This is a genomic window from Pedobacter sp. (assembly GCF_040513095.1).
In the GTDB taxonomy this organism is placed as follows: domain Bacteria; phylum Bacteroidota; class Bacteroidia; order Sphingobacteriales; family Sphingobacteriaceae; genus Pedobacter.
Window position 1 is genome coordinate 1 of sequence record NZ_JBEVDX010000136.1, and the last position, 25,559, is coordinate 25,559.

The following is a 25,559-nucleotide window of genomic DNA, read 5'->3' on the forward strand; positions in this document are numbered from 1 at the left end:
CCCAGCAAACAACCATGTATCACTAACCTGTGACCAAGAATATGCATTGTACTCAAGGTAGCTTTTGATGATTCGAATGCGCCAAGCACTACTACCCTTCCTCCATCTTTTACAGCAGAAAGTACATCCTGCAGGTCGGCAACACCAACCGTATCAATAAGTACATCAACACCTTTACCTTCCAATATCGCTTTCACTTTCTGATCTATCGGAGTGCCATCCAGCACAATAGGATCAGAAAGCCCATAATTGCGCAACTCTTCAAGTGTCTCAGCACTGCTGCCTGTTCCCAATATTCGTGCACCCAGTTTCGACGCCAATTGTAATGTAGGGATCCCTACTCCACCTGCTGCCCCTAATACCAATACTGTTTCCCCTGCTTTTAGATCAGCCTGAGCCAATGCCTGAGCAGCAGTTCCGCAGCCAATTAGCGCTGCCGCTTCCAGCTGCATGTCCATTCCTTCGGGCACAGCCCAGGATTGTGATGCCGGAACCGCACGAAGCGATGAATGGGATCCAGAAAATGCAAACGTTGTCACTTTCTGTCCTACCTCAAATTCAGTCACCCCAGGTCCAAGTTCCAGGACTTCGCCTGATGCTGCATAACCGCCAACCTGCCCCTTGTATGCAGGAGGAGTAGAACGGCGCGTTCCGATGTCGCCACCTTCGATGCTGATCGCTTCAACTTTTATCAAAATTTCGCCCTCTCCCGGAACGGGATCAGGTAGTTCGGTATAATATAACACTTCCGGTTTTCCGGGCTGATCATAAATTGCTGCCTTCATTTTTCTATTTGTCTTTGATATTATACTGGTAGAACAAAGCTTTGGACAAATAGATTCAAATATCTTATCCGGATCAGACCCTGATGTAAATTTTCTTTTTGTCAAGAATATACCCTACCAGCCAGCATACCAGCATAAAGCTGAGTGCAAACAGCAAAGAGCCGATCCGCCCCGGTGCAATCACCTGATAAAAATTTGCATTCACCCAGTGATAAAAGTGCGCCTGCGGAAAAATAAGATCTATGATCTCCATCAGCATACCCGCCACGATGTAAATAAACAATGGGTTTTTGCCGAAGATGACGAAAAATCTGGTCCAGCTAACTGATTTCCTGATCTCTATAATGTATAGCAAGGCCCCAGTAATCACCATATCTATACCTGTAGTGACCATCACAAAAGAGCTTGTCCAGATTTTCTTGTTGATCGGCAGAACACTGTTCCAGAATACCGCAATCACCACAAACAAAGCACCAACGAGCAACAGTTTGGCAATACTTTCATACCCTTTGCCATTTTCAATGATAAACTTTCCTGCAAAGTAACCTACGATCACATTAACTATTGAAGGAACAGTACTTAAAATTCCTTCCGGATCGAACGGAATTCCTTCACCATGGTACAGGTGCAGGTCACCCAGGATATATTTATCGAGGAAGAGCCCCGCATTGCCCGTCATTGATAATTCATCCCCAGGACTTCCGTAAAACAAAAGAATAGCCCAGTAGCCCAGCAAAAACAATATACTTGTCCAGATCACAACTCTTTTGGACAGGTAATGCACCATCAAAGATGCAATCCCAAAGCAAAGCGCTATTCTTTGCAGCACACCGAAGATCCTGGTATGTGATATTGGTCTTGCAATCATGTGTCCCTGTGCGTCGTAGCTAAAGAAGGGGAACCAGTACATCAGGTAACCGATTAAAAAGATCAGGAAGGTACGCTTAAAAATCCTCAGCAGCACTTTAGCGTTATCCATGGTTTCAAATTTCTTCATTGAAAAGCTCATGGCATTGCCCACGGCAAAAAGAAAAGAGGGGAAAACAAGATCCGTTGGCGTAAAGCCATGCCATGGTGCATGTTCAAGCATGTCAAATGGTAAAGATCCGCTCCCCGGAGTATTCACAATAATCATGAAGCATAGTGCCATGCCTCTGAATACATCCAGGGAAAGGAATCGTTCTGTTGTTGGTGTCGTCATTAGTTCAATATGATTTAAATTTTTCCGGTGTCGCTATACTTCGAGCTTCTTGTTATAGCGATCCTTTTTATATCCGGTTTCCGTTGTACTACGATCTAGTTATATCCCGGGTTCTGTTTTAAGACTTTAGCCCCTCCTGATAAGCTCAGGTCAATCTGACGCTGTGGAATCGGAAAATATTCATTTTTGCCGGTCAGGAAATTTCCTCTTCTCACATCAGAAGTAAGTTTGCCCTGGTAGCTGAAGTAGGCATTGATCTCTTTGGCAGCAATTCCCCATCTTACCAGATCGAAGAAGCGGTGACCTTCCATTGCCAGCTCGATTTTTCGCTCGTAATATATAGCACTCAAGGCATAATCTTTACCGCCACTTGCAAAATCGCCTGCAGGATACTCGCTAACGAGATAGTTGGCTGCGGGAGTGTCGGAGAAACCTGCAAGGGGATTAGTATCATCTTTGTACTTGTACACCCATCCCACTTTGTTTGCTGCCCGGGCCCTAACCCTGTTCACGTAACTTTGGGCAATGGACAGGTTTCCCAGCTGGGCATCACATTCGGCTGCCATTAACAACACATCTGCAAAGCGGATGACAAGGTAATTAATTGCTGATCCCGGAGCCCATGAGGTTAAGTCGGCATCAGTAGCGGCAGTAGCCTGCCAGTAGATATTCTTTTTAGGTCCGTAAGGGCCTCCATAACTCTGGTCTCTGATCCATGGTTCACCAGGATAATATCCCCAATCCAGATAGGGTATCCCGCGTCTTCCTGCTGTCCAGTCGAGCCTTGGGTCCAGGGTGCCCTGATCTGGTGTAAAAGGTGCTGTGCCTAAAACACCCATATCATTTTTGATAGCATAATCATTGTATGTACTCAGGTACGGAAGTCCTGTTGCAGGATTGGTCCTGAAATGGTTCACCAGGTCTATGGTTGGCTGGAAAAAACCACAGCAACCAAAGGGACTGCTGCCATAGGGAAAATTCAGGAAGTCACCGTTATTGGCATTTGAAGGACCAGAGGGATCAACATTAGCTGCCATTTCTATAGTAAACACAACCTCAGGATTGTCTTCCTTGCTTGGCAGGAAATTATCCTCAAACGAAGCGTTCAGGTCATATTTCTGTCCACTGGTGGTTACTCCGGAGGCAATCACCTGATCAAACAATACTTTAGCTTCTGCATATTTATGCTGATACAAATAAGCTTTGGCCAGGTAAGCGCCAGCGGCGGATTTGTTTACCCTTCCTATCTCAGACTGAGTGGCAGGCAGGTTATCATAAGCATACTGAAGATCAGCGGTAATTACAGGCCATAGGTCTTTGTCATTGGGCTGGTTGTAATTGGTCGTACTTTCATCAATCAACGGAACCATGTTCCAGGCTTTTTTCAACTCAAAATAATAGTGAGCCCTTAAGAAACGCGCCTGGGCCGAGATATTTTTAGCCTCATCAGCAGAGATATCTGTAGCTTTCGCCAGCAGCCTGATCACATTATTTGTGCGGGAAACCCCTTCATATAATGCCTTCCACTTGCTGTTGAAAAAAACATTGTTCGCATCAGCGTAAAAATTGGCAATGGGGTCAATCGCCGGCTGGTCAGATCCGTCACTGCCTTTTGAGGCATCACCTGATGTGATAGATCCCAAAACCCAGTTACTTGGAGATGCTTCCCAGGCAGAACCTCCGCCTAAACTGGTACCGTCACTTCCTGTACCGTCCAATGCTGAATAAGCACCGATGAGTAAAGAGTTTACGCCGCTTTTGTTGGCTACCAGTTCTTCACTGAGTGAACCCAATGGTGGCTGGTCCAAAGCTTTTTTACAGGAATTCAAAGTGAGGCCCGTGAATACTGATAGTATAAGTATAATGTATGTATATTTTTTCATCTGTTTTGTAAATTAAGGTGTTCAGGCCAGGATAAGCCTGTTCAATAGATGATTAAAAAGTAAGGTTTAAGCCAAATAAAAATGTACGCTGACTTGGGTAAGAACCGTCATCAACGCCATATGCGGTCTGCTGTCCGGTTTCGCTGGAAGTTCCGATCTCAGGATCAACACCAGAATATTTGGTGATCGTAAACAAGTTAGCCCCCGAAACATAAACCCTCAATTTGCTGACACCGGCTTTCATCAATCGCGCAGAATTGATCGTATAGCCTATCTGCGCATTCTTGAGCCTCAGGTAAGATCCGTTTTCTACGAAGTACGAATTAGGGACAGCATTTGTACTGAATGAATTTGCTGTTTCCTGAATAGGTGCTTTCGCGTCCATGTGTGACGGCGTCCAGGAATCGTAGAGTGCGGTGTGGCTCTTTGCGCCGTTGAAAGAAGGTTCAAAATCTGTCCACCATTTTACCTGGTTCCAGATTGAATTTCCCTGTACACCATACAGGAAAACACTTACATCCCAGTGTTTGTACGTCAAGCCCAGGTTAAGGCCATAACTGAAATCAGGATTGGCGTTGCCCAGAAAGGTGCGGTCGTCAGCTGTAATTTTGCCATCACCATTGGTATCGGCATATTTGAAGCGCCCTACCCCCATATCTGTCTGATACACATCGTTCGCATTGCCGGATGCTGTGGTAACCCTGGCATTGGCGGCATCTATCTCGGCCTGACTGTTCCAGAAGCCATCGGTTTTATAGCCAAAGAACTGACTGATAGAATGCCCCACCTGATTGCGGATAATGCTGCTTCCATCAAAACGGCGGGAGTCTACATCAAAATAATCGGCATCCCCTGAAATTTTCTGGATAGTGTTTCTGTAAGTAGTGATTGTTGCTGTTGCGTTTAGCTTCAGGTCCCTGCTCAGCTTTGTATTACCCGAAAGGGAGATGTCGAAACCGTCATTTTTCATTTTCCCGATATTTACAAAAGGAACTGAAGCTGCTCCTGCTGTGGCCAGTACTTCGGGATTGTACAGCAGGTCTGTAATATTTTTACGGTAGTAATCTGCAGAAATATCAATATGGCCGCCAAATAATGTGGCATCAAAACCAAAGTTGGAGTTGATATCTTTTTCCCATTTCGCACCGGGATTGCCTATCTGGTTTTGGTAGAATCCGGAAACAACGGTGTTCCCGCCATTGATCGCGTAGTAAGAATTGGCGATCGAACTTCCGAAGGTCGTGTAGGCATTTCCGCCTGTAACATTTACCTGGTTGCCCATGATCCCGTATCCTCCGCGCAGCTTCAGATCGGTAATCCATTTCACATCTTTCAGGAAATTCTCCTGTGATAGTCTCCAGCCGGCACTTACTGCAGGAAACCATCCGTATTTATTATCCAGGAATTTGGATGAGCCATCCCGGCGAATGGTTGCGCCCAAAAGATATTTATCGTTAAAGCTGTAATCTACTCTTCCTATAAGCGAGAATAAAGTACTGGCAGTACGGTAGCTATCTGTATTCTTGGGACCACTTCCTGTAGAGAGATTGGTATAATCCGGATCAAAAGAGAAATACCCCTGGTTGCTTCCGCTCATGTTGCTGTAACGGTCTTTATAGTATTCACTTCCCACAACAGCTTTGATGCGGTGCTTGCCAAATGTCTTATTTAGTGACAGCGTATTGGTCCAGGTATAATTGTAACCGCTGTACGAAGACTCGTTGTAGCTGTTGATAGTTGTATTTTCACCATTTTCGTACATTGGATAAGTGAAGGAATGTGCGTTTCCACTGTACGATTCTCCACCGAACTGAGTTCGCAGGGTAAGGAAATCTGCTAGGTCGGCCTCTGCGAAAACATTCCCAAAAAGGCGGTTATCAGCAGACCTGTCGTTTTTGGTACGTTCAAGCATTGCTACCGGATTGAAAGCATCCCCCAGATCTCCTCCATAGGTTCCTGCATAATTACCCATGATATCATGCACGGGGATAATCGGTTGCTCGCGGAAAGCATGACCAATTGCATTGTCGCCACTCAGGGATGAAACCTGAGGGTTGTTGGTGATGGAATAAGCCATGTTTTCGCCCACTCTGATGTGTTTGCTTACATTGTACTGGCTGTTCGATCGTACGGTGTATCTTTTCAGATAAGTATCAATGAGGGTTCCCTGCTGGTTGAAGTAATTTGCAGAAAACAGATAGCTGCCCTGATCAGAGCCTCCACTGACAGCAATATTCTGACTGGTGATTGGTGCCGGTTTGAAAATTTCGTGGTACCAGTCCGTACCCTCCTTGTTGGCGCGGGTGATCCTGTAAAATGAATTGTACTCATCAGATGAGGTGTAAAAAGGTTTCACATTGTATAGTGAAGGATCCGTTGCCGGATCTCCTTCTTTTGCTCCTTCGGGCAACAAATAATCCGGTAATACATACGATGAGCCACTTCCATACAGCGGATCATTGAAATCAGTTACTCCCGAATTTGTCTGCGCCAAACGCTTCAGATCGGCCATTTCCTGCGGATTCAGCACGTCCCATACATTGCCGCCTTTAGGCCGTTGCGTTCCAACATAGGAATCGTATGCCACCTGTACTTTTCCCTTTCCTTTTTTCGTAGTGATCACGATTACCCCATTGGAAGCTCTTGAACCATAGATAGAAGCCGATCCTGCATCTTTCAGCACCTGCATAGTCTCAATATCATTCGGATTGAGGTCGCTGATGCTTCCTGTAGGTACTCCATCTACTACATATAATGGATTGTTATTACCGAATGTGTTTACTCCCCTGATCCTTACCTGTGGTTCTTCACCTGGCTGGCCCGATCCCAATACGGTAACACCTGAGGCTTGTCCCTGCAGGAGATTATTCACGGATGCTGAAGGCTGTTTAACCATGTCTCCAACGTTCACAACAGATACAGCACTGGTCAGGTCTTTTTTCCTTTGCGTGGAATATCCCACAACCACTACCTCGCCAAGAGATGTCAGCTCTTCAGTAAGCTGTGCATTCATCACCGTCTGACCATTTAAAGGGATCTCCTTTCCGGTAAAACCTATATAGGAAAATACCAGTACAACATCTGGTCCTGCAGCGTTGATCGTGTAATTTCCGTTGACATCCGTAGTGGTTCCGATTCGCGTTCCCTTGATATTTACGCTTACACCCGGTAAGGGAACACCTTTTTCGGAGGTCACCTTTCCCTTTACCGGCGACTGCACTTTGGCTGCCGAACCTTCATTTTCAAATAGGAGGATATGGTCATCATCTACCTTGTAAAAGATGTGAAGAGGACTTAAGGTCTGATCCAGAAAGGTACCCAGCCGCATGTGGGCTGCCTCTACTGATATTTTACGCTCAGCACCTATGACCGTAGCACTATAGATGAAATTGACCTTAGTTAGATTTTGTAGCTGAGAAAGGACCGTTTTGATCTTTCCCTGCCTGATATTGATAGAGATTTCTTTATTCAGTATCTCCTGACCCCTTACATTCTTGGCGAATGAGGAGCAGGTGAATACTATTCCCAGAAATACTTGTGCCATGGTTACCCGCATTGCTGTTTTGATTAAAGCAACAAATCGCTTTTTATTCATACCTTTAGAAGTTTTTGTTCGTTAATGTGAAAATTCCGTACAGAGATGTTTAACTGGCAATGTTGGGGAACATTGCCAGCTTTTTTTTGGTGGATGGTTTAGGTCAGGTTTAATTTGATCATAGGCTGATTATAATAAGGTTATCTTTTTTTTTCCTGAATGATGATTCTTGTTCCCGAAATCACATATCCGGCTCCCATAGCGCTACAGATGAGGTCTATCTTTTTATATAAACCCCTGTTGGAAATGTCACCTGTAAAGGTATTGCGCCGCAGACTCTGGTCCTTAATGACAATCTCAATTCCGTAGGTCCGCTGGAGCGCTGCCACTACTTCTGTTAAGGGTGTATCTTCAAATACGTCCTGATTTTTTGTCCCCAGGGCATCTGCTGAAGGTAGAGGTTCCGGAACAAGAGAATTCTCAAAACTTCCTTTATCCGGCGAATAAACAGTTTTCTGATTTGGGGTAAGCACTGCTTTCGCCTGTTTTCTGAACAGTTCTGATAAACTCAGGCGCCTGTCCTGATTGGGTATGACAACCACTTTTCCTGTTCTTACAATTACTTCCGACGGCGCTGTGCTGTTCCCCGATCTGACAGTGAAACTGGTTCCTACTACCCGGGTAATGACATTATTGCTGTAGACAAAAAATGGCCTTTTATGATTCTTGCTGATCAGAAAATATCCTTCTCCATGTAGCAGTACTTCACGCTGGCCTGGTTTAAAATGCGCCGGATAGCGCAGTGATGATTTAGGCTGTAAAACAACTTTACTTCCATCCTCCAGATTAATGCCAAGTGGGGTCTTGCCGCTATTCGTCTTTTCCAGCAAATCGGCATATTTCTGAAAAGCGGTATATTGTGGATTTCGGGCATCAGCCAGAAATATATAACCTGCGAGCAAAGAAATTACTGAAATTACAGCCGCAGCATACCACAATCGCGTTCCAGGACCATTTCTATACTGATGGTTATCTGACACAGCTGATTGCTGTTTGATATTGTGCCAGAGTTTCTCCTCAAGCGCAGAAAGTTCATCTGGAATAACTTCCGGCAGGTCTTCTTTATCCAGCATTCCGTATAGTTTTTCAACGAGCAGCTTTTCCTCAGGAGAAGACTGGTTTTTAAGATATCTTTCCAATAAGGTATGAAGGTCTTCCCTGCTCATTTTAACGGCTTTTAAACTATATGTAAGTTTAGCAGACCATATCCCTAAAATTTATTATGATAAATTTTAAATATTATGAATAAATAAGCAGATAATCAGGAAAAGATGTTCTTTGAGGTGGAAACGCATCGCTTTTAAGGACTGCGTGATATGATATTCTACAGATTTCTCAGAAATATTCAATTCCCGGGATATTTCTTTCGTTGAACGGTTTTCCATCCGGCTAAGTTTAAAGACTGCGCCTGTTTTTTTCGGCAGTAATGCTATTCCTTCCTCCAGTGCAGCTGAAAGATCGCGCAGTAAAACCTGTTCATCTGTACTATTAGTATTACGCAAAGGCTGGGCGCTGAGATGGCTGTTGTATTTTTGTTTAACCAGTTGAGACTTATAGTGATTAATAATCCCGTACCTGAGGCTGCCAAATAAATAAGAGGCTAGTGAATCGATATGTACATTTAGCCTCCTGTTCCACAGATCAACAAATAAGTTTTGCGTCATTTCCTCGGCAAGCTCTTTATCATGGACTTTTGAATAGGCCGTTTTGTATAATTCCTTCCAATACCGCAGATAAATCTCTTTAAAAACCCTTTCATCGCCATCTTTCAGGAGCTTGACGAGAGAAGAATCAGATAAGAGCGTATAATCCATGCGGTTTCAGTCTGTTATACCCAAATCTAATTATATATTTTCAAATATGAGACTGAATTTCATTATTATAGCACACAAAAGATTCTAAAAATCAATATTATTGTGCATTAATGAAATATTAGCAGGACAATTTGCATTAAACCGGCGGATTCAGGTTCAGCTCCAGTCTGAACTGCGTACCCTGGTTTACCGCACTTTCTACTGATATGCTACCCCCCAGCGTTTCTATCTGTGTTTTTACCATAAATAGTCCCATTCCTTTTCCTTCAACATGACTATGAAAACGTTTATACAATCCAAAAACCTGGCCTTTGTTTTTCACAAGGTCTATACCTATGCCATTATCTGAAAAGATCAGAATGAATTTGTTTCCTCTTCTTTCACTTTTGATTTCAATGATTGGGTTAAATACCGCCTGGCGGTATTTGATACTATTGGAGATGAGATTATAAAAAATGCTGTGCATGAAACTTTTCAGGGTAAACAGTTCGTCTCCGGCACTGAAGTCGATAATGAACTTCACTTTCTGCTGCCTGATCAGGTTTGGCAGGTAGGTTAAAACCTCTTCTACGAGTTTGGAGAGTTTAATGACCTCTTTATGTTCTACGATCTCACGTTTAACCTGAAGGATGGTATTGAGGTCTTTGATGACCGTATCCAGCTGTTTTGTGGAGGCAAGCAGGTAGTCCATCACCTGGTTATCTTCTCCCTTGCTTACCTCTTCCCTAATTAACTCCTCTGCCAGACCGATGATATTTGCGACAGGTGCCCGCAGGTTATGTGAAATGATGTAGGAGAACTGTTCCAGGTCATTGTTCCGCTTTAATATATCTGATACCATTTTTGTCCTTTCCATCTCGCCCAGTTTACGGTCAGTGATGTCCTTGAAAAATATAGACAATCCTTTAGAAGATGGATATACCGTAACATCGAGCCAGCAATGCAGGCTTTCCACATACCACTCATAATTTTGCACCTTATTTTCATTGGCGGCCTGGAGCGCATTCAGGTGGTTGAGGGTGCCGATCGCATTGTCATAGAGATCCCAGATATTCCTGCCGATCACCTCTTCCCGTTTTTTCTGGAGAATGTTCTCGGCTTCTTTGTTCCAGTAGGTAACGATCCAATTGGCATCAAGGGTGAAAAAACCATCACCAATACTTTCCAGGATCATGTTCTTCTCTTCCGCAACTTTCAGCAGTTCGAGTTCGGCCAGTTTAAGCATGTTTATATCCTGAAAGCTGCCTCTTACTTTGACACATTTACCGTTGATGATATCCGGCTCACTAATGATCCGGACCCAGCGTTCATTGCCTTTTGCGGTAACAATCTGCAGTTCCAGATCGAGAGTCTTTCCGCTGGTTATTGTCTTATTTAGCTGATCGATAATTGTTTCCCTGCTGAACCCCGCTTTGTAAAAGCTGGTAGCTGAATCAACGGTAGGAATATAGTCCTCATCTACCTCATGAATTTGTTTGGTAATGCCAGACCAGTAAAGTTTATCGTTTACTATATCGAGCTCATAACTCCCGATACGGGCCAGACTGGTGGCTTTATCCAGTAAGACTTCCAATGCTTTTTTTTCATCCTCGGCTTTCAGTTTTTTGGTATTGTCGCGGAAGTTGATCACCAGCGCATTTACATTTTTATCATGCAGCAGGTTGGTGATGGTTCCATCAGTATGAATATAGTCCAGTTTTTTTCTCAGAAAACGGAACTTATTGGCGATAGCGATTCCCGGCAGCTGCAACACCTGTTCAAAAAACAGGTGATAATCTTCCAGATCATCCGGGTGAATGAAGTCAAATAAAATTTTACCAACTAATTCAGTATAGTCGAATCCTGTAATCCTTTCTACTGCAGGACTCTGATAGCCAAACTCCATCCGCTCATTGATCACGATAATAGCATCGGCACTGTTTTCTATCAAAGCGCGAAATAACGTTTCATTTCTAACCAGATCATCCTGCACACTTTGATGGTCTTTCAGAAGCTGAAACTTTTCGAGTGCATTTGCCAGCGCAGTAGGTAACCTTTCAAGTCTGTCCTTCAGAATATAATCGTCCGCTCCCCGTTTGATCACGTCGACCGCAAACTCTTCTGAGATGGTGGCGGTGATCAGGATAAACGGAATGTTCAGCCCCATGGTTTTAAAGATAGACAGGGCTTCATGAGAGTTGAAGGCAGGCAGTGAATGGTCAGAAAGAATAATATCCGGAGCAAAGTCGGTTAAAGCTTTAATGAAGTTTTCCCTGTTGTCTACCACCAGTCTTTCAAAGTCGAACTTTGCTTTTTTCAAAGTCCTGTTTACCAGTTCGGCATCACTGAACAGATCTTCGAGGTGTAATATTTTCAGTCTAGTTTGCATACCATCCGATTAAAATTCCGGTGAGTTGTTAATTGCCACCCAATAAAATCCGAGTTCAGCAATAGTTTTGGAGAAATTCTCAAAGCCTACTGGTTTTACGACATAACTATTTACCCCCAGCTGATGGCTTTCCATGATATCCTTTTCCTGCTTGGAGGAGGTCATCATAACCACTGGTATCAGTTTCGTCCTCTCATCACTTTTAAGGATACGGAGTACTTCAAGTCCGCTTATTTTTGGCATTTTGATATCAAGGAAGATGACTTTGGGTTTGTTCTCCACGTCCCTGCCCTCAAATTCTCCCTTTCCGAAGATAAAGTCCAGTGCCTGTGCCCCATCGATCAGATGTACCAGGTTATTGGCCAGGTTATGTTTTTTTAATGCCCTGATAGTTAACATAGCATCTGATTTATTGTCTTCTACCAAAAGGATTTGGATATCTGTAATGGTCATTTCTTCTGCTGTCATTTTATTATTTGATCAAGGTTGGTAAGGAAATATAAAAACATGCGCCCTGGCCCACTACTCCTTCAGCCCATGCTGATCCGTTGTGTTTGTTAATGATACGCTGGATGATGGCCAGGCCTACGCCCGTTCCTTCAAATTCGTTGGAACTGTGGAGACGCTGAAAAACGCCATATAGTTTATCGTAATACTTCATGTCGAATCCTGCGCCATTGTCTTTCACATAGTAGACCGACTGCCTGTGTTTCCCGTAGGAACCAATTTCGATGATGGCTTCGCTTTTTTTGCCGGTATATTTAAATGCGTTTGATATCAAGTTAATAAATACCTGCTTTAACATGTTTTTATCCCCTTTAATGTTCTCCAGGGGATGGATCTTGATACTTACATGCCTGTCTGAATCTTCCTTAAGCAGTCCCGCAACAATGGATTCTACCATTTCCGTAACGTTGATATTCACCATGGAGAGGTTTTGTTTGCCGAACCGCGAAAATTCCAGCAGGTTATCAATCAGCTGTCCCATTCTGGTGGAGTTGCCTACAATTTCATTTAAAATCTCCAGCGCATCCGGATCCAGCTGATTTTCATAATCTTCTACCAAAATCTGGGTAAAGCCGTTAATGGCGCGAAGCGGTGCTCTTAAATCGTGTGAAACAGAATATGAAAAGGATTCAAGTTCTTTATTTGCAGCTTCCAGCTGTGCTGTACGCTCTATGATTTTCTGTTCAAGTCCGATGTTCAATTCTGCAATCTGCTGCTCTGCCTTTTTCAAATGCTCATTGGCAATGATCAGTTCAGCAGCACGGTTTTCTTTTTCTTCATTCTGGAAAGCCAGCTCTTTATTGGCAATGATCAGTTCGGCTGCCCTGTTTTCCTTTTCTTCATTCTGGAAGGCCAGCTCCTTATTGGCGATGATCAGTTCGGCTGCCCTGTTTTCCTTCTCCTCATTCTGGAAGGCCAGCTCTTTATTGGCGATGATCAGTTCGGCCGCCCGGTTTTCTTTTTCCTCGTTCTGAAAAATCAGTTCTTTATTGGCAATGAGCAGCTCGGCGGCCCTGTCTTCTTTCTCCTCGGTTTGGAAGGCCAGTTCTTTATTGGCAATTACCAATTCTTCTGCGCGCTTCTTTTTCTCCTCTTTCTGAAAGGCAAGTTCTTTATTGGCAATGATCAGTTCAGCTGCCCTCTCCTTCTTCTCGCCGTTTTGAAAAGCCAGCTCCTTATTCGCAATGATCAGTTCAGCTGCCCGGTTTTCTTTTTCCTCATGCTGAAAAGCAAGTTCCTCGGTGGGCACACTGGACATGTCTTTCTTTTTTGTTTTTTGCATGAGAATAAATTGAGAACTTGGGTGATATAATAGGGTATAATGCGGAATTCCGGATTGCTAAGATGGTAACTGTTGAGACTATCAATCAAACGCTTGCACTAATATATCATTTTACGCGGTTAACCTTATAAATATTTTTTATATTTTGAAAATAAACTGCTTTCACAACCGCAGGGAGTGGATTAACGTACTGATAATATTTTATTTGATCAGTGGGAATCGGATGCTTATCAAAACTTTGAGGATAAATTGTCTGCCGTAATTGATAACTTGTAGGAAAAAGAATTCTTAAACACATCTACCGATGAAGAAAATAACTATTTTATCAGTATGCTTATTCAATATGTTTGCAACCGGCATCTTTGCCCAGCAAACTCTTGTAACAGGTTCCCTTAAACCAATGCCCGATGTTTGGATAGATAAAGAAACAGGCCATAAAATTGTGCGTCTGACAGGTCCGACAGGCAATGCCATTAAAAACTGGTATTTTCACAATAACCCCTTCTTTGTTGCGCCGGACGGCCTCGGTGACAAAATGGTATTTATGGATGTTGACAGCAAAAATGTCCGTCAGGTTTTTGCGTTAAATATGAAGACCTTTAAATCTGATCAGCTGACTTTTGGGCCTTCGCCGAAAACCCTGGCTTCCACCAGTGCGCAAAAAACCCATGAATTTATATTTCAGGCCGCTGACAGTATATATGCAGGGAATCCTGATACAAAGAAAATCAGGTTGCTGTATGTAATAAAACCTGGTGAAAAAGTAGGCTTGTCAACTGTAACGGCTGATGCCACAATGGTAGCTGCCGGAAGTTCAACGCCAGAGCAGGCAGCTATCCTGAAACAGTATCCGGCAAAGTCCGATTATTTTAACCGGATCTATGACGCACACCTGCTGAATACCATCACTACTTTTGATCTGCGTACAGGCATAAGTAAAAAAGTCCATGAAGAGAACAACTGGCTTGGCCATGTCCAGTTTTCACCGGTGGATCCGGACATTCTTTTGTTCTGCCACGAAGGCCCATGGGAGAAAGTAGACAGGATCTGGCGCTACAATATCAAAACGGAAGAATTGCTGCTGATGCACAAGCGGAGCATGCAAAATGAAATTGCCGGACACGAATTCTTCGCACCGGATGGCAAGACCATTTGGTTTGATCTCCAAAAGCCAAAAGGAAAAACGTTTTTCCTTTCGGGCACAAACGTACAAAGCGGTAAATCTGTTGCTACCTACCAAATGACTGCCGACGAATGGTCTATACATTTTGCGGTATCACCTGAAAATGACTTCTTCGCCGGTGATGGAGGTGATTCTACACAGGTTGCGAGGGCTAAAAACGGACAGTGGATTTATTTGTTCCATCCCGAGGGCACAAAGTTCAGATCAGAAAAGCTGGTCGATATGCGGGCACACATTTACCGCGAAAAACCACAAACCAAGGGGTTAGAACCAAATGTGCATATTACACCGGATGGAAAATGGATAGTTTTTGGCGGCAATTTCGAGGGAACTATCCAGACTTACGCTGTAGAGATCGCAAAAAGCGCAAAGAACAATCTTCAGAAAGGAGATTAGCCTTGGCATCAGCTTTGCCTGTGAATAATAAATCAAAGTTTATGCAGATCAACGAGATAGGTCCCGGACAAGATATCGGTGCTAATAAACCCCGTATACTTAAAAATCATAACGACAAAGTCTCTTTATTCATCACTAATACATTTGGCAGTGTCCTGTTTCTATTGGTTTGTGCAATCTTTATTGTCCTTTGGATCTGCTGTAACTTAAATTTGGTTCCGGGAATCAAACCTTTCGACCGCTTTCCTTTTCCTGAATTGGAGATGGTGGTTTCAATTTTCGCCATTATATTGTCAATATCAGTGTTGATTAGTCAAAAAAGACAGGCCAGACTGGAGAAAATCAATCAGCAGGTTGAGTTTGAGATCAATATCAGGGCAGAGAAAGAAATCACGAAAGTTTTGGAGATGCTCCACGTGATACAGAAAAAACTGGGTATTGAGGATAATGACACTGAGTTAGAGAAAATGAAAGAGACGACCGATATTGAGCAACTCCACAGGGAGGCGGAGCAATGAAACAGGAAACTGGTTCTATTTCAGCTGCCCCATGGATCAGCTGAAACAACACAACTTATCAATGAATGTTGTAACAGCCAACTATCAAAACAATTGAAAAGGATAGCTTGTTAAGCCAAAAAAAACAACAGCTATGAAAAAAATCAATTTAACTTTTTTGGCGGCCACGGCAATGGTCACAATGTATTCCTGCAGTAGTGGTGATAAATCATCAACAGGTAATACCACTGCGGGCGACAGCATTGCCGCAACAACTTCGGATACTTCAATTAATACGCCCTCAGACACTGCTGGCAACAGCGTTACCGCTTTCGCATTAAAGGCAGCCGCAGGTGGCCTCATGGAAGTTGAACTTGGACATCTCGCGCAGGAAAGAGCTTTAAGTCCCCGTGTGAAAAATTTTGGTGCTATGATGGTTAAAGATCATTCAAAGTCTAATAAGGAGCTGATGGATCTGGCCAGTGCCAAAAGCATTATCATCCCCTCAAAAATGCCAGCTAAAATTCAGGAGCATATTGATGAGATGAAAAAATTAAGTGGTAAAGAGTTTGACAAGCATTATATCAGTATGATGACTGATGACCATAAAGATGATATTGATCAGTTTGAAATGGCAGCGAAAGATCTGAAAGATACTGAAATTAAAGCCTTTGCTGCTAAAACACTGCCGGTGCTGAAAATGCACCTTGATTCAGCAACTGCAATCAAAAAGGACGTTAAATAATGCATACATTATTAAACCAGTACCTTATCCTGAATAAAGTACTGGTTTTTTATTCTCCTTTAGTCCAGAAAAGTTGTTGATCCGGAACTGTCCTGATAAACAGAAGCAATGAGAATTTATTATTCTGTTTTTGGCTCCGGACCACGCATTGTGCTTTTCAGGTTATGTGTGAGCTTTACAGGTTTACCCTCTCTGGCCGATTGGTAGATGGCTTCCATTACAATATGATCCTGCAAGCCTTCTTCACCTGGCGTAAACGGACGTTTGTTATTCAGGATGCAGTCAGAGAAGTGGTCCATTTCCGCAGCAAACTGATCGTTTTCCGCCAGTCCGATTTCCTCCTGTTTTTCCATTTTGCCTTCCGCTTTTGCCGTCATTAACTTTTGTCCTTTGTAGGCGTAGGCCTTGTCCATATTCAGCCAGCCTTTTTCACATAAGACCCTGTAGTGGCGACTTTCGTGCACATTATAATCCGATGAACAGTTGGCAATGACCCCGCTTGGGAAGCGCATCTGCCATGAAATCAGCTCCTCCACTTCAGTAAACAAGGGATTGCCCGGAGTGCTGTATGAGTAAGCAAATACTTCTGTGGGCTCTTCTCCCAGGATAAAGCGATTGGTATTCAGGCAGTACAAACCGATATCGGGTAAAGCACCACCTCCGGCCAGGGCTTTTTTATGACGCCAGTGTGCAGGGTTGGCACTGCTTTGCGAATTTGATGCTTCAATAAATTTTGGGACGCCAAAGGTCTTTTGCTGCACCAGTTCTCTTAGTTTTCTGTTGTGGGGCTGATACTGAATACGGTAGGCGATCATCAGTTTCACCTTAGCGGCTTCACAGGCTTCGATCATTTCTTCGCATTCTTTTGAGGATACAGCCATTGGCTTTTCACATAGGATATGTTTGCCTGCTTTTGCACCGCGTATCACGTATTCTTTATGCAGTGAATTTGGCAGGACAATGTAGATGACATCTACTTCCCTGTTGTTTTTTAGCTGATCATAAGTTTGGTAACTGTAACAGTTTTCTGCTTTGATACCGTACTGTGCTGCAACCTTTTTCATTTTCTCAGGACTGCCGCTCACCAGTGCGGTAAGTTTGGATTTTTTGCAGGATCCTAAAGCGGGGATAATTTCTTCGAGTGCAAGATGGCCTAATCCAACTATTGCATATCTGATACGCATGCCTGGAGGCAGTGGTGTTGGCGTAGGGCCGGATTGCTGGTCTACGGCAGATTTCCATTCTTCCAGCACAATGGGGTCTTCTGTACCGGGTGGTATATCTGCTGGTGGCGACATTGCCCTGGTTGTACTTTGTGCCCATAATTCGTTTGGCAGAAGTCCGCCGAGAGCAATAGATCCCGCCGCACCCGCGGCTACTGTTTTCCCTGTTAAGGATAAAAAGTCCTTTCTTGATATATTTTCTTTTTTTGCTGCTGTTCCGTTCTCTTCCATAAATTTCGCTAAGAATGTTTATGTTTCGACAACTGGTCAGAAGGATTATTGTTTTGAGTTTTGTAGCAGATATTTGAAATGGCTGATCATGAACAATTCAAATCTTTCATTGGAATTTCTCAGATCATTACCGCAGGGCTTCTACTGTATAACCGCACAGTTATTTTAGGTGCCTTTCTATCTATTCCGATCTGGATGAATATTTTAATATGGGACATGTCATTTATTGGTCTTAACACACCCTTTACGACGAGATTATTGTTCTATTTACTGCTGACCACCTTAATACTGGTGCATTATAAACAAAAAGTGTTCGCAGCATTGAAAGTTTTTGTTCAGGGAACGTCAACGCAATTCAAATATCCTATATGGGCGTACCTTGTCTTACCAATCTTCGCCATTTCACTGGAACTTTTAGGGGCAATGCCGAGGGTATCATGGCAATGGGTAACGGGCTGGTTTAATCTTTAGAACGATTGCTCCTTAACATTATGTTATGAGTAGAAACTTCTGCCTCCGCAATTGCTTTGCGAAATTGCGAAGTACTTCTATAAGTTAGTGCAGGCAGATTTCTTGATTCATAACTCAGTTCAAAGGAAGCCTCTTCAAAAGGCCATGGCTCAACGATCAGCGTAGCATCCTGCTCGAACATCTGGTAAACCGTGCCGTCCGGGCCGCTGCTGATTTCAATTTTACGGTGTTCCGGTTGTACCAGACCCTGACAAATCAACAACGAGAATGCATCACAAAATTGCAGGACTGCATATCCCCTTTTGACTTCGGCCTGAGTACTCTGCGCGGCGATTATCCACTGTTTTTCTCTTTTGATAAGATCTGCTATAAAACTTTTGGCCTTCGGGTCTGCGGCATGTATAAACTGAATATGTCTGGAAGTCAGCAATGCTATATAAGCGCTCTTGGTTTCGGCCATCCCCATCAGTCGTTCACAATGATCTTTTTCAAAGCCAGTATTGATAAAATTAACGGGGCCGCCTTTATCATTTAATAAATTATCATTTTCAAACTCATTGTAAACATCATCATGTTCAGCGGTAGCGATCAGTGTTTCTACCCAGCGTTTTGGCTGGTCATCCTTCCGCCACTGTGCACAAATCTGCGCAGCAAGCAGGCCGTGTGAGCGTTGTGTAATGATTTCCCAACCGTTTTCAGAATAATTAACTATCATATAATGCAGAATGAACCAATGATACACAACCTGAAATGTATCAGAAAGTTTTACGGTGAACAAAAAGGGCAGCCACAGCAGAAGCCCTGCTTGATAATAAATCCTCGAAAGTTTTACGGATAGTAATTTGAGTTCACAAAATCCGAGGAGAAGCTATGCTGCTATAATCAAGCAATCCTATTCAATAGGGTAACCTTTATCAATCCAGTCCGTTTTGAGGTTTGTATGAAGATCCAGTACGTTTATGTTGCTGAACTTCATATCAGACAAGACCTCAAAGGCGGGCCTGATGTTCGGGCATTTGCCCATTGGGCAGCATCCGCAGTAAATTACAATCTGTTGGTTCTTAGGAAGATGTTTCAGCACCGCTTTAAACTTTACAAGATTAGCGCTATCGCTTGCTGCTCCTACATTGCTTGCTCCTTTAATGTTCTGGACTACGCCAATGTTGTAAATTTTCAGCTGTTTATGGGCATCAATTAATCCTGCAAGAGTTTGTGGTTGCATTACTTGTTCCTGCTTCCAGGGGTTCATTTGTAACGTTGGTGTAACCTGGGCATGAGATACGGTGGCTGCACCGATAAAGAGTAAAACAGTGAATAATAATTTCATAACAGAAGTCTTGTAGTGCTAATATAGTCGAATAATCGTTTTGAGCGCTACAGAAAACATCAAAGGCTTTTTTATGCAAATAAAAAAACAAGATGGGCGGCATAAAAAAAGCTGCACGTCTTTCGATCATGCAGCTCTTCATAGATATAAAATTCTTTAGAACCTGTACGTAACATTACCAGCAACCATACGTGGCTGCATTGGCTCCAGGGTAGTCCAGCCTTTATAATACTCTTTGTTAGCCAAATTATTCAGTTTCAACCCGAATGAAAACTGGTTTATTCCGTATGAAGCAGAAGCATTCAAAATAGTGTAAGAAGGCAAGGTAAACACCCCTACTGTAGCATCATTCACAATGCTACTTTTACCTGAGTAATTTCCGCCAAAACCAAATCCTAATCCTTTTACAGATCCGCTGGTAATTTTGTAGCTGATCCAAAGGTTAGCGAGATCTTCCGGCCCTGCACCAACTGGTCTTCTTCCTTCAAGGTTTGCCAGGGCATTTGTCAGTCTGCTTTTGTTTTTAGCATAACCTGCGATAATGTTCAGTCCCTCAAAAGGATTTGCAGTAAGCTGTGCTTCAAAACCTTTACTGTACTGATCACCACCCTGTGAGTATTGGTTGGGTGCAGTAGTCAGCACAATATTAGAAACCTTGATATCATAGTAACTCAATGAACCAGATAATTTACCGTCAAACAGATCAGATTTAATACCAGCTTCAGCCTGGTTGGCATGCTCAGGATCAAAGTTTACAATTGTATTGGCTCCGTTCACATTCGCGTTAACCGGTGCCACGTTTTTAAATCCATTCATGTAATTACCAAATACAGAGAGCTGGTCTTTCAGCAGCTGATAAACCAAACCGAATTTCGGAGAAAAGGCAGTCTGACCATATTTGGAAGCCGGCGCGGTACTTAGACCACTGTTCTGGAAGCGGTCGGCACGAATACTTGCCATTACGGAAAGTGCTGAAGTCAGGTTAAATACATCAGAAACATATGCACTGTAAACTTCACGGGTTGTCCTTGTGCTCCCCCCGTATCCTGCAACCGATATCAGGTCGTCAATCTTTTGTTTTGACAGGTTCTCCGCCGCATTTACCAACGGATTTACAGTACCTGCAAGTGCATAATTTGAACTGTTATTTATAGATGCAGCATAAAAGTAATCCAAACCGGCAACTACACGGTTACGCATATTGCCAATGGTAAAATCGCCAATGAAGTTCTGCTGAATATCAGTAGTTTCGGTAGTCGAGTTCTGATCGGTGATATATCTGCTGAAAATACCATTTCCAGTAACAGGAGCAACTCCCGCGGCTGTAGTACCTTCAAACAAATAACTGTAATAACCATCTGATTTTGTAGTACCACGTGAGATAATAGTCTGCGAACGCCATTGATCAGACATCTTATAGTTCATCTGCGCCTGGATAGTCGTTACCGGGTTTTTCATCGTCAGATCATTTGTGGTATATGATTTTCTGTTGTAGTAACCCAAAGCTGCTAAATCAGTTGATCTCAGCGCAACGCTTCTATTAAAGAACAACATCGTTGGGTTGGTACCTTCAGACTGCAGAAACTGCGCATTAAACAGGAATGAAACCCTGTCGTTCAACTGGTAGGACAATGAAGGTGCAAAGAACCTCGACTTTCTGAAACCAGCATCCTGGAAACTGCTTTCATCATGATAAGCGGCGTTCATTCTGAACAAAATCTTATGCGCAGAATCCAGTGGGGTATTCACATCCGCTGTAATGCGGTTCAGTCCGTAACTTCCTGCGGTGTAACTTATTTCTACGGCTCTGGTATCAAAAGGCTGTTTTGTCACAGTGTTGATCAAACCACCATACGAAACCAGGCTACTGCCAAAGAGTGTACCGGAGGGGCCTTTCAAAACTTCAATACGCTCCACATTCGATACATCCAGACTTCCGTTCGTCAAACCTGGCAAACCGTTAACCAGTGTAGGCTGTACTGCGAACCCCCTTAATGTGAAATAACCGGCTCCATCTCCGGACCTTCCTGAAGATGACCATAGTTTATCCAGACCTGGAGCATTCTTCAAGGCATCATCAAAATTAGTGACGATCTGATCAGCAAGCAGTTCCTTGTTGATTACAGAATAAACCTGAGGGTTCTCCAGATTTTTTAAGGGCATTTTGGAAACAAAGCTGCTTTCCTTTGAAAAAAACTTGTTCTTTTTTCCCTGACTGATTACAATTTCCTGCAATTGCTGATTCGAAGCCTGAAGCATCAGATCAAGGGATACAGTACCGCCAGCAGTCACTGTTACCGGAGCTGAACTGGGTTTCAATCCTACTAACCTTGCTGTGACTGTATAAGAACCTGCAGGAACATCCTTCAGTGTGTAGTTTCCTTTTCTGTCGGCCGTAGTATTTGCTATTCCTTTGATCGAGACCTCTACAGCATCAGCAGAAACTCCATCAGAGGTACGGACGGTTCCGGTAATGGTACCCGTTTTATTCTGTGCAAATGATGTCACACTGAGGAATGTGGCCATCAAAAGAACAAGACAATTTTTGTAGATTTTTTCCATATTTATGTTTATTTAGAATGATTTTACGCACAAACATAAAACAAGAATCTTACAATCTACGTCGTTATCTTTAACGATTATAAATAAGACACTATCATGACAATAGGATTCGAAGCTTATAATTTACTATTAATTTTCACTTTAACGATTTAAACATAAAATTATGATATAAATTTTCTAAATGAAAGAAGATTACCGCAACCATTCCCAGCGTTTCGCCCAATCCAATAAGATATTGCTTCTCCATTTTCTTACTGTTTCTCCACCCTGATAAATGCCATCGAAAAGTTCCGGATCTCTCCTATCCGTGTACCAGTTTTTGCCTAATCGATAATTTGTGACCCGAGCTTTCCCCGGCCAGATATTATCCACTACAAACTCCCCTTTTTGTTCCCTGAAGCCTGGAATACCAGAGGTCACTTTGTATGACAGCTTCTCAGTTCGTTTCGGGGAATACCTGATTACGTAATCACCCTTGCCCAGATAGAAGCCATCCCATTTCTGCTCCCCGATTTCGGCCTGTACTGTCATGGTAAAACATGCAGAATCAGCAGGAATATTGATCTTCGGGCCTTTGAAATGAAATTCGACAATAGAGTATACAGTCAACGTATCTGCAATGGTCGTATTTCGGTTAAATACAATCCGTGGACTGCTGTCAAACTTCTCATAACTGCCGCCCCAGTTTTCCCGCGACGGATCAAGCGGGTCTCCATCCATCATATAGAGCAGTGATGGCGTATCCCCCATTTTAACCCTTCCCTGATAGTGGTTGTTCTTATAATCCTTACCCAGATATCCCACTTCGCGGATGTAGTTCTTATAGTAATTCTGATTGCTCAGGCTGTCGGGCACTTTATTGGAAGAGAAAAATCCGTAATAGGACGAGTTCGATTCTATAAACCACAGATCTGGGAAATGCTGCGCGATATAGGCATAACTGTTTGCAGACCATTTTTTGTTCGGTCCTCCGATGAAGTAAACTTTAATCCTGTTCCTGATTTCAGGCGCATCATGCAAAGCCTGTGCAAGGTCTTCCAGTCCTCCCCACACCAGTATCCACAAAGGCTGATCACTTTGTTTTTTAGCACATTTGATGATCCAGTCCGATCCTTCGGAAGGTTGATCATATCCTTTATATGGCGCGGCACCATGCCTTCCCTGTTTAGTCACAGCCCTGAGTTCATCAGGTGAAGCAAAGTTTTTCACATGCTGCTGCAGTTTGGGCAAATCTTTTTCATAGAGGCCGATCATTCTCAGGATCTCGCCTTTTGTTCCGTTGCCATACGATGGAGATGAAACCAGCCCCTCCACATGAAAAAGGTTGTTGTACATTAGCAGGTGCGCCATTGACTGGTTATCATCGGGGTCTGTGCCGCCAATATCAGTACTGATCAGCACGCGGGGTTTTACGGGAACAGGCTTCTGTGCACTTAGTTTAAAAGAGAACAAAACAAGAAGGATAACAGGGATCAGTTTATTCATAAGACTATATTCGGTTGGACAATCTTACATACTTTCGGCTGATTTTCAGGTCCCGGGCTTGAAAATATCTGTGCAATCGTTTGCAGTCAGGTTGTCCATGATAGATAACAATTAATCTTGCCACAGTAGAATATGCTTTGAAAGCATTTGTTGCCTTATACGAGATTTGGAAAGTAGAAACTATTAAGGTTAATTTTTGTTGGAGCTACCGGCACAACTGCCTAAACAAATACATCAATGAATAAACCTCAGTTACGTAAACGGTCCTTCTTCTACAGAAACGGGCTTACGATCGTGTTCCTCCTCCTTTTTATAATTACACTGCTTGCGCAGGCGCTCACCGGCTGGAAAACCCATAATCAGGACCTGAAAGATGATCATGCCCAGGAGATTGGACTGGGAACTTATCTTTGCAGCGGTCACTTCATTTCTGCAACATTTGAGAACTTTGAAAGTGAGTTCCTCCAGATGTCACTTTATGTGCTGCTGACCATTTCCCTTCGCCAGATCGGATCGGCAGAATCCAAGAAACTGGATGAAGCTGAAGAAGTTGACCGGGAACCTGTTCCTTCGGCCGATGCCCCATGGCCCGTACGCAAAGGCGGATTCATACTCAGCTTATACAGTAACTCGCTTTCCATCTGTTTCGGTATCCTGTTTTTCGCGAGCTGGGGACTACACCTTTACGGAAGCTGGCAAAACCACAATGTGGAACAGCTGGCCAAACACTTACCAACGGATACAGTAGCCGAATATCTGGGACAGGCTGAGTTCTGGTTCGAAACTTTTCAAAACTGGCAGAGCGAGTTTCTTTCTGTAGCCTCTATTGTTTTCTTTACGATTTTTCTCCGTCAGAAGGGCTCTCCTGAATCTAAACCCGTGGATGCGCTTGATATGGAGACCGGCAAATAAGGTTTATAACCTTCTTTTTGCTGGTTAACGTAATTCAGCGTTTCCAAACAATAGCTTAGTCTGTGAAAGTTTCCTGTTTAGCGCCAGTTACTGTATTATTTGCATTGAAGCGATTGTCGTAAATAAACGATATATCGTGAGTCTGAAAGTGAGATATTATGATTAAATTACTGTCATGTAAGGTTTTAGTAATATGGCATATTAATCGCTACCCCCGTAGTGTGTTTAATCATGAATTCATCTTTCAGATCATAACTATATAAATCGCAAAACATGAAAATTACAGTAAAAGACGGTACCGAAATTTATTACAAAGACTGGGGAACAGGACAACCTATCGTATTTCACCACGGCTGGCCACTATCGGGCGACGACTGGGATGCACAAATGATGTTCTTCCTGGAAAAAGGATACAGGGTTATTGCTCATGACCGCAGAGGTCACGGCAGATCGAGCCAGGGTGCTACAGGTCATGATATGGATACTTACGCAGCTGATGTTGCTGAACTGACTGAAGCGCTTGACTTAAGAGATGCGATTCACATCGGTCACTCTACAGGCGGTGGCGAAGTTATTCGTTACGCTGCAAAATATGGCAAAGACCGCGTGGCAAAAGCTGTTCTGATCAGCGCTGTACCTCCAATCATGGCACAAAGTGAATCCAACCCTGATGGTGTTCCTATGGAAGTTTTAGACGGCATCCGCGAAAATACAGCAAACAACAGAACTCAGTTCTTTGCCGACTTCACGATGGTATTTTACGGATATAACCGCGAAGGCGCGACAATCAAACAAGGTGTCAGGGATAACTGGTGGCGTCAGGGCATGATGGGTGGCGTAAAAGCTCATTATGACGGCATCAAAGCCTTTTCAGAAACAAACTTTATCCAAGATCTGGAAAGCGTAGATATCCCGGTACTTGTATTACATGGCGAAGATGATCAGGTGGTTCCTTTCCCGATCTCAGGAGCGAAAACTATTACGCATTTGAAAAACGGTAAACTGATTTCATATCCGGGTTTCCCGCATGGAATGCCAACTACTGAAGCTGCAACGATCAATGCTGATCTGCTGGCCTTCATCGAATCATAA

At 43.3% G+C, this 25,559-nt stretch carries 20 protein-coding genes; 6 read left to right on the forward strand and 14 right to left on the reverse strand.

Annotation, left to right across the window (positions count from 1 at the left end):
• The 9 genes from ABWY16_RS15400 to ABWY16_RS15440 all read right to left on the reverse strand — a co-directional run.
• Window positions 1–785 (reverse strand): quinone oxidoreductase family protein (locus tag ABWY16_RS15400; RefSeq protein ID WP_353905539.1); only part of this gene is annotated, 785 nt, incomplete at its 3' end.
• Between the two features lie 73 nt (window positions 786–858).
• Window positions 859–1,986 (reverse strand): acyltransferase family protein, encoded by a 1,128-nt coding sequence (locus ABWY16_RS15405; protein WP_353905540.1) that lies wholly within the window; start codon window positions 1,984–1,986, stop codon window positions 859–861.
• Window positions 1,987–2,081: 95 nt separating this feature from the next.
• On the reverse strand, window positions 2,082–3,869 hold the full coding sequence (locus ABWY16_RS15410) for a RagB/SusD family nutrient uptake outer membrane protein (RefSeq protein ID WP_353905541.1): 1,788 nt from the start codon (window positions 3,867–3,869) through the stop codon (window positions 2,082–2,084).
• 52 nt (window positions 3,870–3,921) lie between these two features.
• Window positions 3,922–7,464 carry a SusC/RagA family TonB-linked outer membrane protein gene (locus ABWY16_RS15415; RefSeq protein ID WP_353905542.1) on the reverse strand — a complete coding sequence of 1,181 codons (3,543 nt, stop codon included), beginning with the start codon at window positions 7,462–7,464 and terminating at the stop codon, window positions 3,922–3,924.
• A 140-nt stretch (window positions 7,465–7,604) separates the two neighbouring features.
• A complete protein-coding gene (locus ABWY16_RS15420; protein WP_353905543.1) occupies window positions 7,605–8,630 on the reverse strand; it encodes a FecR family protein in 1,026 nt (341 codons plus the stop codon).
• A 66-nt stretch (window positions 8,631–8,696) separates the two neighbouring features.
• Window positions 8,697–9,278, reverse strand: coding sequence for an RNA polymerase sigma factor (locus tag ABWY16_RS15425; protein ID WP_353905544.1), 582 nt, complete (start codon window positions 9,276–9,278; stop codon window positions 8,697–8,699).
• A 136-nt stretch (window positions 9,279–9,414) separates the two neighbouring features.
• Window positions 9,415–11,646 (reverse strand): PAS domain S-box protein, encoded by a 2,232-nt coding sequence (locus ABWY16_RS15430; protein ID WP_353905545.1) that lies wholly within the window; start codon window positions 11,644–11,646, stop codon window positions 9,415–9,417.
• Window positions 11,647–11,655: 9 nt separating this feature from the next.
• The gene (locus tag ABWY16_RS15435; RefSeq protein ID WP_353905546.1) at window positions 11,656–12,114 is read right to left on the reverse strand and encodes a response regulator; all 459 of its coding nucleotides are present in this window, start codon (window positions 12,112–12,114) and stop codon (window positions 11,656–11,658) included.
• 4 nt (window positions 12,115–12,118) lie between these two features.
• Window positions 12,119–13,435, reverse strand: coding sequence for a sensor histidine kinase (locus ABWY16_RS15440; protein ID WP_353905547.1), 1,317 nt, complete (start codon window positions 13,433–13,435; stop codon window positions 12,119–12,121).
• Window positions 13,436–13,739: 304 nt separating this feature from the next.
• Between ABWY16_RS15440 and ABWY16_RS15445 the strand changes: the two genes are divergently transcribed.
• The 3 genes from ABWY16_RS15445 to ABWY16_RS15455 all read left to right on the forward strand — a co-directional run bounded on the left by ABWY16_RS15445 (window position 13,740) and on the right by ABWY16_RS15455 (window position 16,256).
• On the forward strand, window positions 13,740–15,014 hold the full coding sequence (locus ABWY16_RS15445; protein ID WP_353905548.1) for an oligogalacturonate lyase family protein: 1,275 nt from the start codon (window positions 13,740–13,742) through the stop codon (window positions 15,012–15,014).
• Window positions 15,015–15,055: 41 nt separating this feature from the next.
• A complete protein-coding gene (locus ABWY16_RS15450; protein WP_353905549.1) occupies window positions 15,056–15,532 on the forward strand; it encodes a DUF1003 domain-containing protein in 477 nt (158 codons plus the stop codon).
• 133 nt (window positions 15,533–15,665) lie between these two features.
• Window positions 15,666–16,256, forward strand: a complete 591-nt coding sequence (locus ABWY16_RS15455) for a DUF4142 domain-containing protein (protein ID WP_353905550.1) — start codon at window positions 15,666–15,668, stop codon at window positions 16,254–16,256.
• Between the two features lie 119 nt (window positions 16,257–16,375).
• On the opposite strand, the gene ABWY16_RS15460 is transcribed toward ABWY16_RS15455, so the two are convergent.
• Window positions 16,376–17,710, reverse strand: a complete 1,335-nt coding sequence (locus ABWY16_RS15460; RefSeq protein WP_353905551.1) for a Gfo/Idh/MocA family protein — start codon at window positions 17,708–17,710, stop codon at window positions 16,376–16,378.
• A gap of 78 nt (window positions 17,711–17,788) precedes the next feature.
• Here ABWY16_RS15460 and ABWY16_RS15465 point away from each other — a divergent pair, with 78 nt between their 5' ends.
• Entirely contained in the window at window positions 17,789–18,181 is a 393-nt protein-coding gene (locus ABWY16_RS15465; RefSeq protein ID WP_353905552.1) for a hypothetical protein, read from the forward strand.
• Here the strand turns inward: ABWY16_RS15465 and ABWY16_RS15470 are convergent.
• From ABWY16_RS15470 to ABWY16_RS15485, 4 genes are all read right to left on the reverse strand, one after another.
• Window positions 18,171–18,896, reverse strand: a complete 726-nt coding sequence (locus ABWY16_RS15470; protein ID WP_353905553.1) for a DUF3891 family protein — start codon at window positions 18,894–18,896, stop codon at window positions 18,171–18,173. The genes ABWY16_RS15465 and ABWY16_RS15470 overlap by 11 nt on opposite strands.
• Before the next feature lie 177 nt (window positions 18,897–19,073).
• Window positions 19,074–19,508: a rhodanese-like domain-containing protein gene (locus ABWY16_RS15475; protein WP_353905554.1), complete on the reverse strand. Its 435-nt coding sequence runs from the start codon at window positions 19,506–19,508 to the stop codon at window positions 19,074–19,076.
• 156 nt (window positions 19,509–19,664) lie between these two features.
• On the reverse strand, window positions 19,665–22,070 hold the full coding sequence (locus ABWY16_RS15480) for a TonB-dependent siderophore receptor (RefSeq protein ID WP_353905555.1): 2,406 nt from the start codon (window positions 22,068–22,070) through the stop codon (window positions 19,665–19,667).
• Between the two features lie 192 nt (window positions 22,071–22,262).
• Window positions 22,263–23,555, reverse strand: a complete 1,293-nt coding sequence (locus ABWY16_RS15485) for a nucleoside hydrolase-like domain-containing protein (RefSeq protein WP_353905556.1) — start codon at window positions 23,553–23,555, stop codon at window positions 22,263–22,265.
• A 237-nt stretch (window positions 23,556–23,792) separates the two neighbouring features.
• Between ABWY16_RS15485 and ABWY16_RS15490 the strand changes: the two genes are divergently transcribed.
• Together ABWY16_RS15490 and ABWY16_RS15495 are read left to right on the forward strand one after the other, a co-directional pair.
• Window positions 23,793–24,467: a DUF6766 family protein gene (locus ABWY16_RS15490; protein ID WP_353905557.1), complete on the forward strand. Its 675-nt coding sequence runs from the start codon at window positions 23,793–23,795 to the stop codon at window positions 24,465–24,467.
• 273 nt (window positions 24,468–24,740) lie between these two features.
• Complete coding sequence (locus ABWY16_RS15495) at window positions 24,741–25,559, forward strand: alpha/beta fold hydrolase (protein WP_353905558.1); 819 nt, start codon at window positions 24,741–24,743, stop codon at window positions 25,557–25,559.

What these genes read in the sequence shown, in the direction of transcription:
- ABWY16_RS15475 (WP_353905554.1), bottom strand. Translation starts at nt 19,508, where the DNA reads ATGAAATTATTATTCACTGTTTTACTCTTTATCGGTGCAGCCACCGTA.
- ABWY16_RS15460 (WP_353905551.1), bottom strand. Translation starts at nt 17,710, where the DNA reads ATGGAAGAGAACGGAACAGCAGCAAAAAAAGAAAATATATCAAGAAAG.
- ABWY16_RS15485 (WP_353905556.1), bottom strand. Translation starts at nt 23,555, where the DNA reads ATGAATAAACTGATCCCTGTTATCCTTCTTGTTTTGTTCTCTTTTAAA.
- ABWY16_RS15455 (WP_353905550.1), top strand. Translation starts at nt 15,666, where the DNA reads ATGAAAAAAATCAATTTAACTTTTTTGGCGGCCACGGCAATGGTCACA.
- ABWY16_RS15430 (WP_353905545.1), bottom strand. Translation starts at nt 11,646, where the DNA reads ATGCAAACTAGACTGAAAATATTACACCTCGAAGATCTGTTCAGTGAT.
- ABWY16_RS15425 (WP_353905544.1), bottom strand. Translation starts at nt 9,278, where the DNA reads ATGGATTATACGCTCTTATCTGATTCTTCTCTCGTCAAGCTCCTGAAA.
- ABWY16_RS15415 (WP_353905542.1), bottom strand. Translation starts at nt 7,464, where the DNA reads ATGAATAAAAAGCGATTTGTTGCTTTAATCAAAACAGCAATGCGGGTA.
- ABWY16_RS15450 (WP_353905549.1), top strand. Translation starts at nt 15,056, where the DNA reads ATGCAGATCAACGAGATAGGTCCCGGACAAGATATCGGTGCTAATAAA.
- ABWY16_RS15440 (WP_353905547.1), bottom strand. Translation starts at nt 13,435, where the DNA reads ATGCAAAAAACAAAAAAGAAAGACATGTCCAGTGTGCCCACCGAGGAA.
- ABWY16_RS15410 (WP_353905541.1), bottom strand. Translation starts at nt 3,869, where the DNA reads ATGAAAAAATATACATACATTATACTTATACTATCAGTATTCACGGGC.
- ABWY16_RS15470 (WP_353905553.1), bottom strand. Translation starts at nt 18,896, where the DNA reads ATGATAGTTAATTATTCTGAAAACGGTTGGGAAATCATTACACAACGC.
- ABWY16_RS15445 (WP_353905548.1), top strand. Translation starts at nt 13,740, where the DNA reads ATGAAGAAAATAACTATTTTATCAGTATGCTTATTCAATATGTTTGCA.
- ABWY16_RS15465 (WP_353905552.1), top strand. Translation starts at nt 17,789, where the DNA reads ATGGCTGATCATGAACAATTCAAATCTTTCATTGGAATTTCTCAGATC.
- ABWY16_RS15435 (WP_353905546.1), bottom strand. Translation starts at nt 12,114, where the DNA reads ATGACAGCAGAAGAAATGACCATTACAGATATCCAAATCCTTTTGGTA.
- ABWY16_RS15490 (WP_353905557.1), top strand. Translation starts at nt 23,793, where the DNA reads ATGAATAAACCTCAGTTACGTAAACGGTCCTTCTTCTACAGAAACGGG.
- ABWY16_RS15495 (WP_353905558.1), top strand. Translation starts at nt 24,741, where the DNA reads ATGAAAATTACAGTAAAAGACGGTACCGAAATTTATTACAAAGACTGG.
- ABWY16_RS15480 (WP_353905555.1), bottom strand. Translation starts at nt 22,070, where the DNA reads ATGGAAAAAATCTACAAAAATTGTCTTGTTCTTTTGATGGCCACATTC.
- ABWY16_RS15405 (WP_353905540.1), bottom strand. Translation starts at nt 1,986, where the DNA reads ATGACGACACCAACAACAGAACGATTCCTTTCCCTGGATGTATTCAGA.
- ABWY16_RS15420 (WP_353905543.1), bottom strand. Translation starts at nt 8,630, where the DNA reads ATGAGCAGGGAAGACCTTCATACCTTATTGGAAAGATATCTTAAAAAC.